The sequence below is a fragment of the Alistipes putredinis DSM 17216 genome (assembly GCF_000154465.1).
GTDB classification, from domain to species: Bacteria; Bacteroidota; Bacteroidia; order Bacteroidales; family Rikenellaceae; genus Alistipes; species Alistipes putredinis.
In genome coordinates this window covers 182046-197130 of the sequence record NZ_DS499579.1, presented here as the reverse complement: position 1 = coordinate 197130, position 15085 = coordinate 182046, and the positions used below count along the sequence as shown (strand labels likewise).

The following is a 15085-nucleotide window of genomic DNA, read 5'->3' as shown; positions in this document are numbered from 1 at the left end:
CGGGGATTCCGATCCTATTTTTCATTCAGAATACGCATCGCCGCATCCAGGATCGTCGTATCGTCCAACGTCACAACGCCGCCGTCGGGCCCTTGTTCGATATGAATGCCTACGCCTTCCTTCGCCTCGGGGTGCCGTCCGCCGAAATAATTACGAACCGAATCGACCGAGATTCCCAATTCGTCTGCAATCCGTTGCGAGCTGCCGCTGGGCAGTCTGTCCTTGATACGACGCAACTCATTAAATGTGATAATCATACTGCTAATTATTTAGGTTGAATTTATTTTTCGTCTTCTCCGCTTCCGACAAAGTCCGACCCTGTTCGGCACCCATTTGTCGGCAGACCGGAGATGGCCTCTTTTTCTTTCCTCTAAATTAAATCCTTTTCCGATAATTTCAAAATTTTCCGGAACAAAAAGTTGAAAAAATCGTCAATTACACCCAATTTACCGACAGAATCCGTCTTACAATCGAAATGTTCCAAATCCAATGCCGGGAATGAGTCGGGAATGAAAAGCCCCGCAGCCCAAAGAATAAAAACCGAAGCCGCCCGCAGGAATCCTGCAGACGGCCAGAAAACAAAACCGGCAACGGACTATTGAGCCGGCTCGATATAAAATTCGATCAACAGCGGCGTATAGGGCAAAACCTCGGTGATCGTCGTACTGGTCGATGTGGAGTTGTCTACATAGTAAGGATTATAGACCGAACCGCCGTAAAGACCGTTCATATAGCTGCCATAATAATCGTCGTAATAGTTGCCCATGTAATTATTACCGTAGTAATTGTTCATCATGCCGTAATAATTCATCATAGCGTACGTAGCGGCGTAATTCGTAGAAGAACTGGTCTGGGTTGTCCCGGTAATGCCGACCACACCGTACGCATTGCTCGAAACGGTCAGCAAAGCGCCCCAGCTTCCGTAGCGGAAGTGCGGCAAGGCGTAATACCAGGCCAGAATCTGTTTGTCCTTATTCAGCGAAGGGGTGTAGCTCATGTACGTACCGGTGGATTCCACCTCGCCGTAAACGATTCGTTTCACCTCGTCGATATTGGTACTCTGTACGAACCCGTCCAGGAATCGGGCGATGTACCAGACCCGGACATTCTTCTCGGGATCGATCAGTTCGCCCGGTTCGTCCGTACCGAAGCGCTCGACCAAAGCTTTGTTAATCTTACGATCGATCTCGTCCGCCTTTTGCTGCGATCCCACATAAACATTCGAATAGGTGAAAAGTCCGGTCGCATCGTCCGCAGGATTGAAACTCTCGTTCACATAGATTTGAGGCGCCTCCGACGTGGCGATTTTCCAACGATACGACGGGGCCGGCTCTCCGGCTTTGACCGAAGCCGTTTCGGAATCGTCGTCCTGCGGAGGAACCGTCGGGTCCAGTCCGCCGTTCGCCGCCGCAAAATCATCGACCGCGACGCTCTCCGTTTCAATCGGCTGACTCGATCTTCCGACCAGCTTGATCCGGGCGATCATCGGGTGGTTGGCACTCAATGCATACTGCCCCTCGTAACCTCCGTCGCCATTGGCTTCGGTGGATATGATCGTCGCAGGCATATACAGCACGACCTCGGCCCCCACGCGCAATTCGACCTCACGGGGAAATCCCTTCTGCGCGGCATACGTTTCACCCAGCTTCAACGGGTTCCGCATAGCCAGATAAGTCCCCTCCTTAAAAGTTCCGCTCGCCAGCTCACCGTAGAACTGATAGTAAGGAACGTAATGTGTATAAGGAGTAAAAGTTCCCTGCTGAAGCGCATAAACGGAATCCCGGGCCACACTGATATTCCCCTGCAAATCCCGCCCCGTGATATCGTACCACACCCAGCTCTCCGTCTCCAGAATCGCACTGTCCGCCAGATCGCCCAGCGAAACGACATCCACGTAATACTCCCCTTCCTCCTGGTAATTCTCCAGCAGATCGGGACGATTCTGCGTCATCCAGGCTTTCAGAGCTTTGTTCTGGGTATTCCCCGGATAAGCATTGTCAGGCTCCTCAGCGCAGGAGCAGAGCGTCGTCAGACCGAAAAGGAGTATCGCAGGCAACCAACGTCCCATACTATTCATTGTTTTCTTATTTACGAACCGAATCAATCGTATAAAAAACGGCGATCGGACTCTGCTCCGGAATGAAATTGATCAGCGCATCGCCGTAAGCCATATTGTATGTCATATATACTTCGACCGTATCTTTCTCGCGGCAGCCCGGCAGCGACAATTCGACCCCTTCGACGAAAGAGCCGCCGCCGACACGGACGGGACGGGGTTCGAAACTCCAGTATTTCGTATCGAGTCCCTGCTCCTGAAGTTTTTCGGCCCACTTTCTGTCATTGGTGTAGATCGGCATCGTACTCGCAGTGATTGCCCGATTCTCGAACAGATAGACCCAGAAAACAAGATCCACCTCATCGCCGATCTCCGCTTCAGGACGCGTCTGACGTTCCGAATCGTAATAATGGTAAATATATCGATACGACCAGCGCCCGAACGTGGAGTAAAAATCGAGATCTTCATCCGAACTCATAGCCTCCTGCTCGGTCACCAGACGAGGCTGGTGGCTACCGGAAAGGAAACTCTCGAACTGCTGCTGCTGTTCGGGAAGAACCTTGTCATCCTCGCCGCAGCCGGTGACAACCAACAGCGCAGCAAGCAAAATATGGAAACGGATTTTCGACATACAATCGCGCAAATTTAACAAATCCTGCGGGACTTGCAAAATTTACCGGGCTTCATTCTTCGTTTTCCCGACCGACATCGCTCGGACAGTCCCGAAGTCCGGAAACCCGGAATCATTCGCATCGCGTCCCCGGCCCGGCAACTCCACACACCGAAGCCCGCCTCGCCCGCCAGTGCTCTTCTTAACAATACGGCAGACCGGGCGATTTTAGTATTCGTACAGGGATAAAAAACGACGATTACACCCCGAACGTATCGCGGCTCGGCTATACACTGCATCGCTTACGGCGGCGATACCACGCCCACACACCCCGCGAACCGTGATTGCAAATCCGCTGCAGCGACTGCGAGGCCGGATACTGCCAACGCAGACGCCGCAGTCAGGCCACCCCCCGAAAAACAATGTTTCCCTCTCTGGCAAAGAAACCCGACGGTCCGGCGGCCGGTTTTCCTGCGCTCCCGACACAGAACCGGAGTTGCACACGAAAGCCCGCGTCACGACAAAACGATATGGAGTCCGACCTTCCGAATGTTCGGACCATCCGAAACGTCCGGAAACGAACCGAACAAAAAAATCGACTGCCGGAGCGAAAGAATCGCTCCGGCAGCTCCAATAACTTTACAAAACAAAATCAGACTCTACGCTGTCCGTCCTGAAGCCACTCCCTGCGATGCCTCTTAACGGCACATACGACCAGGGTTATGATGACCGATAAAACAACAAGACCAAACATAAGGCCGACAAAGCCTGCAAATCCTTCCATTTTTACGATAAACATTTTGGGGGTTCGTTTACTCTTTTCGGCGCAAAACTAATATAAAAAAATTTCCCCCCCCCAAATATTTTAAGAAAAATATAAAAAAAAGTTTCAAAAATATTAAATCGACAAAAACAAGAAGGCCGTTACAAAAACGTAATAATTAATCGGGAACGTAGCGCCCCACGCCCCTTTCGAGAAGGATATTTAGGGAAAGGTCCGCGTTACAGACGCAGACACATACCGCGAATAAGCGACCCTCGGATTCGATGCTGCAACCGTCAAAAAAAGATACATCGAAAGATATGAGTAACCTGCGAAATAGAAATGTACGATTATATGCTACAATCGTTTAAGGGACATACGGACCAGATCCTCCACCGAAGCTCCGGGATTTTCCCGAGCAACGATTTTTACGACTTTATCCGCCGCCGCTTTCCCGAACCCGAGCATGACCAGCGCCGCAAGCGCCTCCTCGTAATCCCCGCCGGCGACAGGGGCTGTAACAGTATCCCCCGTCAGTCCCAGGCCGGCCATCTTGCCGCTCAACTCGACGATGATCTTCTGCGCCGTTTTCAGCCCCAATCCCTTGACATTTTTGAGAAGGACGGCGTTTTCGGTAGCGATGATCCCCTGCAACTCCCTCGGCGAATAGGTCGAGAGAATCATCCGGGCGGTATTGCCGCCTACGCCGGAGACACTTATCAGGTGGCGGAACAGTTCCCGTTCGGCCTTCGACGCGAAGCCGTAAAGCAACTGGGCGTCTTCCCGAACCACGTAATGAACGAACAGTTTCACTCGGTCGGAGTGCTCGATTTCGGAATATGTCTGCAACGATATCTGAAGAAAGTACCCCACTCCGCCGACATCCAACACGGCATGGGTGGGAGCGAGTTCGGAAATGGTACCGGAGAGATATTCGTACATGAGTTTCTAATTTTGAATGTGGCTTGACAAAAGTAAAGATTTTTTTCTACCTTTGCCTTTCAAAGCGATATTTTTAACCAAAACAACGGATAACACATGAAAAAACTCTTCTTCGCGGCATTGATCGCCCTGGCAGGATTTACCGCCTGCGGCACCAAAAACGTCGAAACGGCAGCTACCGAAGCAACCGAGCAACGGGAAGTAGGCGGCGGTGACATCGCATACGTGCAGGTCGAAGCCGTGCTCGCGCAGTCCGATCTTTACAATGCAGAAGGCATCGCCCTGAAAGACAAGACCGAAAAGGCACAGAAGAGCTGGGCACAGAAGGAGCAGAACTTCCAGTACGAAGTAGCCCAGCTCCAGGAGAAATACCAAAAGGGGCTTATCACCACCAACGACGCGCAATCCACACAGGAGAACATCGAGCGCCGCATAGCTTCGTACCAGGCTGCGGCACAGAAGGAAGCCAAAGCGCTCGACGAAGAGAATTTCGTCTTCTCGAACCGGGCTCAGGACCTGCTGCACCGCGCCATCGAGAACCTTAATGCCGATGGTCGTTACAAACTCATCGTCAATGCCAATGCCCTGCTCGACGCCGATTCGACGCTCGACATCACGCCCGCCGTGCTTCAGGAGGTGAATCGTCTCTATGCCCTGGAAAAGAAAGACAAGGACAAGAAATAGAAGAGCGCTCCGCTCACCCGGGGTCCGTATCTCGACAAAAAAGTAACGGCTTTGTTTCAGAGTCGTTACTTTTTTCCATATACTTGCAGTCAAATAAATCTCTCGGATGCTGCCGGCTTAGTGCAGCCGCCATCTTACCTCCGTATAGCAAGGAATAAGAAACAGTCCGGGCCTTACAAGCCATATTGAACTCCTTCTGCGCTTTATCACAAAGCATCATGTCGGCCGTTTCTCCTATCAAGCCCCTCTTGGTCCGTTCACTTCTATTTTTACAGTAGCCCCATCCAATTTACATTGTAATTTCCAGACATTATATTTGGGTACAATCCTGATTCCGGGTATGGATTTTTCAATGTACCCTTTCAGATCTTCAAAGTGCCTGTTTATTGCCCTCAGACTTTCTTCCCTATTCTGTATGGGAGGGGCAGATCGATATCAACCGAATACCGGGGCATATTCTTGTGAAAAAGGTTGATTGCAGTACCTCCATGCACGGCAAAATCCAAAGAGCGATATACCAATGGCATGATGCGTATAAGCAGAGCCACCTATTTCGGATATTTGATATAAAATTACCGATCCACCCCCTCTTTCGCCGGATGGATTTACCCAACCCGGAAAATCTGCCCCCAAATCGGAAATTTACTATTAATGAAAGGTAATTGTTGATGCAAGAAAATTAGATCGCTTTTTCAAGATTATAACAGGAAATACCCCTATTAAGTTCTATGACAAGAAGCGACAGAGTTGTGTAACCACGTTGTGACCTACGTTAGAAACAAGCAACAAGTGGAAGCCGAATCAAAGAAGCCAACCTCTCGAAAATATAGCTTATAGCAATATGTAAGCGGCATTTTCAGGAAGGCCCCAGACGGATCATAGGATGATTCCATCGAGTTCACAAACGGATCCCAGCGAGATCACTTCAGAGAAATGAAAAACTCTGACAAACCAAGACAAACATCTTTAAACCAGTGGTTTAAAGATGTTTTCCACCTACCTGCGACAGAAAAAGGCCTCAAAAAGTCACCCTGTGAAAATGAATCGCTGTCAATTCGTTACTATAAAAGCCGTAACGAATTTATAAATAAGTCGCTCTCATTTGTCGAATATTGGTAATCGGAATCCATAGCCGTTATAAAATGAAGCTATCTTTTTATCTACACAAGTATCACAATTACGATAGAGACAGAATACAGGTAAAAACAAGGAGGGTAACTAAAAAATTAGTTACCCTCCTTTCATTCGCCTACCTGAAAGACTCTTTTATTTATCTCAATAAGAAATATTATATAATCTTTCTAACTATAAAAAACATCCCTTGTCCGATTATTTAACTGGTTTCATCGATTGCTCTAACAAACCACTTACGGATGCCGTGTATGAATAAGGAGTCAGAGTGCCAGTCCAAGTTCCTGTGATACGATGCGGAGTTTCTGCGTCATCAATGAAATTTACTGTTATAGTATATTCATCTCCGTTTCTGGTAATGGTAAGCGATCCCCCGGCTGCATTTCCTGCTTCTGAGAAATCAGGCATTATAGTCTCGCCATTGGTTTGAAGCTTGAGGAATCCCCAGGTTCCTACGGCATTTGACTGCCAAATACTTCCTCCTGCAAACGTAAACGCCCTGTTATCTCCCGGATCGAGGGTGCATGTACAGTTGGGAAGGGGATCGTATCTATTATCTGCTTTCGACAATGCCAGATCAAGAAACATACCTGTCATTGACTGACTATCCAAGATCTGAAGCACTACATTTCGTGTGCCGTTCTCATAATAATCTTCATAATCAAGAAAGTACGCTGTTTCTGCGCCACTAAGATCTATTACTTTGTCTGTTGTAAGAGTAGAATATTGAGAATCATCGACTTCCCCACCTCCAAGATCCAGTATTTCGAGAGGTTTGTTTAAGTTTCCTTTTACACTAATTCCTTCGGTTGTGTAAGCATCTATTACAACATGCTGGTCTTCCGTTACTGTTATTGTCCCTTGGTTCAACATACCGAGTTTCATTGTCGAACCGTCCGAACTTGTCTGGACTACGTATGATCCGGTAGGAAGGTCTTCTCCGCTATCATATCCAGGTTCTGCCGTATTTTCATCAGCAGAAGCATTCAATTTCCAAGTGCCAGATGGCATGGACGTGAATTTTTCTGTCTGAATAGGAATAAACATCTTGATTTTTAAGAAATTACCCAAAATCGTCCCCATCTCCGGATCCGGCTCTGCATCATAAAGTTCAAGTTGTACCCAGCCCAAATCGCCGAAGGATGGATCCGGACCTTTATATATTGCCTGTCCACCTATGAATTTTGTATTCACAGGCTGATCAATAACCGAAGTTTCTCCTTGCGGCTGGAATTTAAGAGTTCCGGTATAGGTTACGCAATATTCTTTCTGGTCAGCAGCCAAAAACTTTCCAGTCATTATGTATCCATCTGCCGTTTTGGCAAAAGTAAGCTCTCCGCTTACCGGTACCAAGGTGCTAACACCGTCTTTTCCGGTATAGTATAGTTGATTGACATCTTCTTCTGAACTCCAAACACCCGCACCCGGAGCACTTCCAAGCGTATATTTTCCTTCAGGAATTTCCGGCGCCCCAAGATTGGCAACAGGTTCTGCGAACAGACTAATAAGCATTACCCATCCGTCATTTTCAGTATGCCATTGCTGATTTGTTGGATCGAAGACTGTCGGACCACTTGCAAGAGCTATCATATAGTTGTCCACTCCGTCTCCCTTTGCATATTCTGTCAAGAAAGACTCTGTGAGTCTGATCGTGTCAAATCCACAAGTTTCAACTTTTTCTTTCTCGCAAGAGAAAAGAAAAAATAAAGAAGCAACGAATGTTACAAAAAGTTTAATGTTTTTCATAAGCAATAAATATTAGAAAGATAATTTTAAGTAAGATATATGACCATTCTGTATTGCTTATAAGTTTGAAAAATTATAAAGATGTAAATACCAAACAATTCCTGATCAAATTTAATAATAATTATAAATATTGCAAACACAATTCGACAATTTATCTCTTTTCATAGCTAGAAGTTGTCTTATGACACATACTATGCAACAATAATGTTTATTAATATATCAAACCATAAAAACGAGTCGATCGGTAACCTTCTTGAAAAATCCACTTGGGACTTTATACAACCATCCTGTTTATATTCCAAGCAGCAATATCAAGATTGTTTAAAAATATCGCGGCAAAACATTCCGTAATGTATTTCAAGATTATAACCGGAAATAATAGAATCAAATCCTACCACAAGAAACGAAAAATTACATAACCACGTTATGAAGTACGCTCAAGATAAGTTACAAATTGAAACAGACTGAAATAAACCACGATCCGAAAATATAGCTTGTAATATCATATAAGCGGCATTTTCAGGAAGACTCCGACGGCTCATTGAGTGATTCCGACTGGATCACTTTTAGGTCCAGCAGGATAACAAAAAAATAGCCGATAATCGATCGATTATCGGCTGCCTTTGTCTTTACCCTATCCTATCGAAATCTGCAGCCGAAAAAAATCAGGCATTTTTCTTTCTCCGATTTTAATTCATTTTTACAAAGTCTGCATTTTGTTCAAAACAACGGTCAAAATGCAATTTCGCGTCATACCTCGATATTTTTATTGCTCCGCAACTCCGTCCATCGTAAATATATATTCAAATAAGATATAGAAAAAGTTCAATATCACACAAATAAAATTACCATTCTTCGATTTCGCAACTATTTTATCCGAAAATTATTTGTCTGATTCCCGATAAAATGCTTATTTTTAATTAAGAAACATTCAACGGCTATGAAAAGATTCGTTTTATTATTTTTCGCTTTGGCAGGCTTCATAAGTTCTGCGGCAGGACAAGAGCAGGAGATCACAGGTTTTGTGTATGTATCGGAAACACCTACCCCCGTTCCTTTCGCATCGGTATGGTTATGCGATCCGGCGACCGGAGAACCCGAATACGGGACTATTACGGCAATGAACGGTTGGTATGATTTCGGAAACGTCGCAACCGATCAGACCTATCAGCTTAAAATATCGGGTCCGGGTATCCGAACGAGAAGCAAGGAGATCGAGATCAAATACGTTCCCGGCAGAATAGGCAACATCGATTACTACATTCCTGTCGAGCGCTCTGCCGATACCGTAGCTTTCCGACCCGTGGAAACGTATCGTCCCAAACAGATTGCCCCCGATGCCCGGACGATCGAGGATCTTTACAGCCATATTCCGGGCATAACCTACGAAGATGGTTATTTGACCGATGAAAACGGCGCCACGGTATGTCTTATGTTCAGCGGTATTATTCCGGATGAGGCTGGATATGCAGCTATTTTGACAAATCTGACCGCAGACAACATCGAGCGTATCGAATATTACAGACTGGACAACCTGGAAGAGCCGTATTACGACGGGGTATTGAATTTCGTAACTGTCGGAGTGAATTTCAATGCCCCCTCCATTAAGGAACAACTGACGCCTTCCCCCGGTTGCGAACTATAATCCGCTCCCTTCCCGCCCCGTCTTCACTACTCTATTTTATATTCTTTTCAAACTCCGCAACTATGAGACACCCCCGACTTATCCCCGTTCTTCTTCTGATCATCATAACGAGCCTGGCGACACCGCTCCAGGCGCAAATCGTCCTGAAAGGTAAAATTACCACCGAGAAAAACGAACCGGTCGCCTTCGCCCCGGTCATTCTCCAGCAACTGCCGGATACGACCCGCTACACGGAAGGCGTGATAACCGATATGGCCGGCAATTACCGGTTCGGAAAACACCGTGCGGGCCGCTACCTGCTATCGGTTCGGACAATCGGGTACAAGACTCTTTACGATACGGTGCTTCTTCGCAAACCTTCGATAGGCATGACGGAGGTCGTCCGGGATTACGTCCTGTCCGAAGATGTCGCAGAGATCGATGCGGTGGTCGTCACGGCCAACAACACAGCCAGCTATTTCGACCGGACGGTATATACCATCACCAATGAAGACCGGAAGGCGGCGGTCACGAGTCTCGATCTGACCAACAAGATTCCGCAGATCAGAATCAACCGCCAGACCAATCAAATCACCGCGTCCGATGGCAGTGTGACGGTCTTGGTAAACGGTATCGCCTCTTCGGAACAGGAATTGACGACTCTGCGGCCCGAAGATGTCCGAAAGATCGAATACTACGATCTGCCGCCCATCAAATTCGGCCTCAGCAACGGCAATAAAGTCATCAACATTATCACGAAAATTCGGGAAGACGGAATATACGGAAGTGTGGAGCTGAACCAACATCTGACTTCGCCCTGGTTGAACGATAGTTTTTTCCTGCAATACAACCGGGGACGGCATCAGTTGGCATTTACTGCAAACATAGGCTACGGATCATGGGATGATCAATATGCCTCGGATGAAATGGAATATACGCTCGACGGGGTGGATTTCCGGCAGGAGGAAGAACGGCAGAGTGAAAACAACTTCTTAAGTCCTCAATTTAGTCTCAAATACACGAATCAACTCCCCGGAAAATATGTATTTCAAGCCCGCTTTTTCCCAAGTTATGATAAGCATTCTCAACAGACCGATTCCCGGCTTGCCTTTATTCAGGATGGCATAGGTTCGGACCGTTACGGAGTGAAGGAAAGCGAGTCCCACTCATTCAATCCGACGCTCGACCTGTACTTCTGGAGGCAATTCCGCAACCGGCATGAACTAATGATAACACTTCGAGGCGATTACATAAATTCTGTTTCCGATACCTATAAGAACCAATACGCATTATCGGACGATACGCCTGTATTTGAAGATTTTCTTAATATGGACGGAGACGGCTATCAGATGAACGGCCAAGCTCTCTATACCAAGACTTTCGACAAGCTGACGCTTTCATTCGGAGATTATTTTTACTATGATATTAGCAAATATCGAATAGACAACACGTCGGGCTATTCCCGGGAAACTAACAGCATTCTGAAAAATTATTTTGCCGGAGAGATCACCGGAAAGATCGGGCCTCGGTTTACTTATCGTTTTTCTTTGGGAGTAACAGGGACACGAACAAAAACAAACGACAACGATATTTGGCAATGGGTCTTTGCGCCTCGGGTAGATATCGGTTATCGTATTTCACCCTCTTTTATGCTGAAAGCCGGATTCGTCCAAGCCAATATGCAGCCAGGACTGGGACAACTCAGCGAAGCCACTTCGTTTTATAATCAAAATATTATCGTACACGGGAATCCCGAGCTGGTCGGCGGCCGTGCGAACCAGACGACTTTCAATGTCGTATATCATAACAAATGGCTCAATATAAATGTTTCATACAGCTACTTATATTACAAGAATCCAATCGACTACTATTATCAGTATGAACAGCCGTATATCGCATACTCACCGATTAATGACAACTGGGCAGATGTGCACTCCGTACATTATGATTTGAGACTCAGCCCATTCAAAAACGACTTGCTGGCATTGAAATTAGGCGGAGGATTCAGTTATACAAAAGTCGATTCGAAAGTATTGGGGAGGGTGACTCATTTTCAGGCTCCGATGTACTATGAGCTGACTTTCAACTACAAAAACTTTTCCGCATATTATCAGGGTGCGATACCTTGTAAAGGATTGTCTATTCCGATGATATACGACAGTGAATTATCCTCTGCGATAGGTGTGAGATATAAATACAAAGACTGGGCATTTCAACTCTCCTGCGACAATTTCCTCACCAATCCGGAAAGCCATTACCATTCCATCGAGAACAGTATCGTCAGAACACAAGGGACTTCTTATGTAAAAAATGCCTGGAACAGAGTAATGTTGAAAATCAACTTCCGTTTCGGAAAAGGTAAACAGTACCAGGAACCTGTACGGAAAACCGTCGAGGAGGGACTATAGAAATTTTGTGGCTACAATATTGGCCTAATTTGTTATTGCCCAGGCATCCGTCTCATACAGCCCGACAAATTATCGCGACAAAAACAGAACTCTCCGACTACCAGAATCACCATCTTTGAACATATTCTAGATAGAATGCACCTCAGAAAACCGGGAACAAGTTCCCGGTTTCTCCTGGCTTTCAATATATTTGCAAGAGCGAAACCGAATCGAACACCTTATGTTTACTGCCAGAAAAGCCTCCGTCGAAGATTGTGGACTGATACGCGAGATGGCCTGCGTCGCATTTCCCGACACCTATAAAACCATCCTTTCGCCCGAACAGTTGGACTACATGATGGAGTGGATGTACTCCCCCGAAAACCTCCGGCGGCAGATGGCCGAAGGGCACGTATATTACATCGCCTACAAGGACGGCACTCCCTGCGGCTATCTCTCTGTCCAGCCCGAAGCGGAGGACCTCTACATCCTGCAAAAAATCTACATCCTGCCACGATTCCAGGGTGTGCACGCGGGGAGCTTCCTCTTCCGCAAGGCTATCGAACACATCAAACAGCTCCACCCGGCTCCCTGCCGGATGGAGCTCCACGTAAATCGCCATAACAAAGCCGTAAAATTCTACGAACGGATGGGTATGCGCAAATTGCGCGAAGGCGATTTCGAAATCGGAGGCGGATTCTACATGAACGACTATATCATGGGGCTGGAAATCTGATCGGATTCCGGCCCGAATACGAAACGACGATGCCGATGATTTTTCGATCATCGGCATCGCTTTTCCATTACGGGAAACGCCGCCTCCCTACGAATTCACCTTGGCGTGGTCTGCCAGGAACTGCGCCAAACCGATGTCGGTCAGCGGGTGTTTCAGCAAACCCTTGATCGCCGCAAGCGGGCAGGTCGCCACGTCGGCCCCCGCCTCGACACACTGGACGATGTGCTGCGTATGCCGAATCGAAGCCGCCAGCACCTGCGTATCATAACCGTAGTAACGATACATACGCACGATCTCGGCGACGAGAGCCACCCCGTTCTCGCAAATATCGTCCAGACGGCCTACGAACGGCGACACATACGTCGCACCGGCCTTGGCTGCCAGCAGAGCCTGACCGACGGAAAAGACCAGCGTGCAGTTGGTGCGGATATTCTTGCCCGCGAAATACTTCACGGCACGAATACCGTCGGCCGTACACGGGAGTTTGACCACGATATTCTTGTGCAAGGCCGCCAACGCTTCCCCTTCGCGGACCATACCGTCGAAATCGGTGGCGATCACCTCGGCGCTCACATCGCCATCGACGATGGAGCAGATTTCGAGGTAATGGCGACGGCAGGCCTCCTCACCGCGAATGTTCTCCTTGGCCATCAGCGAAGGATTGGTCGTCACCCCGTCGAGCACACCCATTTCGTTAGCTTCCCGGATCTGGGCCAGGTTAGCTGTATCGATAAAAAATTTCATAGTGGGAAATATTTAAGTAACATGAAAAAGCAAACCAATGAACCGGAATGAAGAAGTAAAACCATCGTTCCGAGCCGAATTTACGCCGCATAAAAGTACGAAAAAAAACGAAACCCGAACACTCCTTGCCGGAAAATTCCGCAAAGACCCGCAGGAAACGCCTCCGCCCCGTATCATACGGCCGGTAACAGAAAACAGAAAACAGAAATCGGCAGCCCGATCGCAGCTATCGAATTTATTTCGTCGTTATCGATAATCCGGCGAGATAATTACTACCTTTGCGGCCGAAAAATCGAAACATCATGAATTTCATCACCCTTCTCGACTATGTCGGTACCTTCGCATTCGCCATCAGCGGCATCCGGCTCGCTTCGGCCAAACATTTCGACTGGTTCGGAGCCTATGTGGTCGGATTCGTCACGGCCGTCGGCGGCGGTACGCTGCGCGACCTGCTGCTGGGCCTGCCCCCTTTCTGGATGCAGAACGTTTCCTACCTGGTCGTATCGGGATTCGCCTTCCTGTTCGTAGTCGGGCTGCGCAAATACGTGATCCGGCTCAACAACACCTTCTTCATTTTCGATGCCGTCGGACTGGGACTTTTCACCGTCGTCGGCATTCAGAAAAGCATAGCCGTCGGCTATCCGATGTGGGTGGGTATCATCATGGGTACGCTGACCGGTGCGGCGGGCGGTATGCTGCGCGACGTGCTGCTGAACGAAGTACCCCTTATTTTCCGCAAAGACATCTACGCCATCGCCTGCATCTGCGGCGGACTGATCTACTATCTCTGTATGTATCTCGACCTGCCGGCGGCCCCCACGCAGTTCATCGCCGCCTGCTCGGTGATCCTCATTCGGATTCTGGCGGTACGGTACGGCATCTCCCTTCCGGCACTCAAGGGCGAAACCAGACCGGCACCCAAAGAGAAATAACGAATCGTTTCCGAAATACCGGTCCGGCGGTCGCTTCGACAACACGACAATTCCGCCGACCTGCAGAAAGGGATCGAATAGCAAAAAAGAATTACGGATCTTATTCCGCCGCCACAGACGACGGACGGCTGATTTCGGCCGTTTCGCCCCCGACGAAGCGAAGCAGATCCTGCGGAGCGATCCGGATCTGCAATCCCCGAACTCCCGCACTGATATAAATGACGGAGTGTTGCAAAACGGAAATATGGAAAAAGGTCGGGAACGGTTTTTTCATCCCGATCGGGGAACAGCCGCCCCGGATGTATCCGGTCGTCGGAAGCAACTCCCGGACGGGAATCAGATCGGCTTTCTTGTTGCCCGAAATGCGGGCGGCAGCTTTCAGATCGACCTCGTGATCTCCAGGGACGACACAGACGAAATGGCCCGTCCGGTCACCACGAAGCACGAGCGTCTTGAAAACCGCAGCAACATCTTCGCCGAGCTGTTCGGCCACGTGAGTCGCGGCCAGATGCTCCTCATCCACCCGATACGGGATCAATTCGTAGGCGATTTTGGCTCGGTCGAGCAGACGGGCCGCATTGGTCTTTTCTATTTTGACGTTCCCATGTTTCATTCCGCAGAAAGTAGTTCCATCCGGATCGGCAAAAATAATAATTTTTGACAGTCCGGTAAAATCTTTGTATTTTTGGGTATATTTATATTTTAGGAAAATCCGAAACGACATTCCGGA

At 48.0% G+C, this 15085-nt stretch carries 12 protein-coding genes and 1 pseudogene; 5 read left to right on the top strand and 8 right to left on the bottom strand.

The window, feature by feature from the left end; translation table 11 throughout:
* Positions 1-14: 14 nt before the first annotated feature.
* From ALIPUT_RS06765 to ruvA, 4 genes are all read right to left on the bottom strand, one after another.
* The gene (locus ALIPUT_RS06765) at positions 15-257 is read right to left on the bottom strand and encodes a hypothetical protein (RefSeq protein WP_004329067.1); all 243 of its coding nucleotides are present in this window, start codon (positions 255-257) and stop codon (positions 15-17) included.
* A 338-nt stretch (positions 258-595) separates the two neighbouring features.
* Positions 596-2068, bottom strand: coding sequence for a hypothetical protein (locus tag ALIPUT_RS06760; protein ID WP_050751486.1), 1473 nt, complete (start codon positions 2066-2068; stop codon positions 596-598).
* A 16-nt stretch (positions 2069-2084) separates the two neighbouring features.
* Positions 2085-2687 (bottom strand): hypothetical protein, encoded by a 603-nt coding sequence (locus ALIPUT_RS06755; RefSeq protein ID WP_004329064.1) that lies wholly within the window; start codon positions 2685-2687, stop codon positions 2085-2087.
* Between the two features lie 1099 nt (positions 2688-3786).
* Positions 3787-4371, bottom strand: coding sequence for a Holliday junction branch migration protein RuvA (ruvA, locus tag ALIPUT_RS06750; protein WP_004329057.1), 585 nt, complete (start codon positions 4369-4371; stop codon positions 3787-3789).
* Positions 4372-4467: 96 nt separating this feature from the next.
* On the opposite strand from ruvA, the gene ALIPUT_RS06745 reads away from it, so the two are divergent.
* Positions 4468-5055, top strand: coding sequence for an OmpH/Skp family outer membrane protein (locus ALIPUT_RS06745; RefSeq protein WP_004329056.1), 588 nt, complete (start codon positions 4468-4470; stop codon positions 5053-5055).
* A 37-nt stretch (positions 5056-5092) separates the two neighbouring features.
* Here ALIPUT_RS06745 and ALIPUT_RS06740 read toward each other — a convergent pair.
* Positions 5093-5582, bottom strand: a pseudogene (locus ALIPUT_RS06740) (nucleotidyl transferase AbiEii/AbiGii toxin family protein); the annotation flags it as partial.
* A gap of 802 nt (positions 5583-6384) precedes the next feature.
* A complete protein-coding gene (locus tag ALIPUT_RS06730; protein WP_004329053.1) occupies positions 6385-7932 on the bottom strand; it encodes a hypothetical protein in 1548 nt (515 codons plus the stop codon).
* A 940-nt stretch (positions 7933-8872) separates the two neighbouring features.
* On the opposite strand from ALIPUT_RS06730, the gene ALIPUT_RS06725 reads away from it, so the two are divergent.
* The 3 genes from ALIPUT_RS06725 (at position 8873) to ALIPUT_RS06715 (ending at position 12679) form a co-directional block, all read left to right on the top strand.
* On the top strand, positions 8873-9577 hold the full coding sequence (locus ALIPUT_RS06725) for a carboxypeptidase-like regulatory domain-containing protein (RefSeq protein WP_004329050.1): 705 nt from the start codon (positions 8873-8875) through the stop codon (positions 9575-9577).
* A gap of 62 nt (positions 9578-9639) precedes the next feature.
* Entirely contained in the window at positions 9640-11964 is a 2325-nt protein-coding gene (locus ALIPUT_RS06720) for a TonB-dependent receptor (protein WP_004329049.1), read from the top strand.
* A 220-nt stretch (positions 11965-12184) separates the two neighbouring features.
* Entirely contained in the window at positions 12185-12679 is a 495-nt protein-coding gene (locus ALIPUT_RS06715; RefSeq protein ID WP_004329048.1) for a GNAT family N-acetyltransferase, read from the top strand.
* Between the two features lie 87 nt (positions 12680-12766).
* Here ALIPUT_RS06715 and fsa read toward each other — a convergent pair whose 3' ends face one another.
* Positions 12767-13423: a fructose-6-phosphate aldolase gene (gene fsa / locus ALIPUT_RS06710; protein WP_004329047.1), complete on the bottom strand. Its 657-nt coding sequence runs from the start codon at positions 13421-13423 to the stop codon at positions 12767-12769.
* A gap of 299 nt (positions 13424-13722) precedes the next feature.
* Between fsa and ALIPUT_RS06705 the strand changes: the two genes are divergently transcribed.
* Positions 13723-14355: a trimeric intracellular cation channel family protein gene (locus ALIPUT_RS06705; protein WP_040293660.1), complete on the top strand. Its 633-nt coding sequence runs from the start codon at positions 13723-13725 to the stop codon at positions 14353-14355.
* Positions 14356-14455: 100 nt separating this feature from the next.
* On the opposite strand, the gene ybaK is transcribed toward ALIPUT_RS06705, so the two are convergent.
* Positions 14456-14968 (bottom strand): Cys-tRNA(Pro) deacylase, encoded by a 513-nt coding sequence (gene ybaK / locus ALIPUT_RS06700; protein ID WP_040293657.1) that lies wholly within the window; start codon positions 14966-14968, stop codon positions 14456-14458.
* Between the last annotated feature and the right edge of the window lie 117 nt (positions 14969-15085).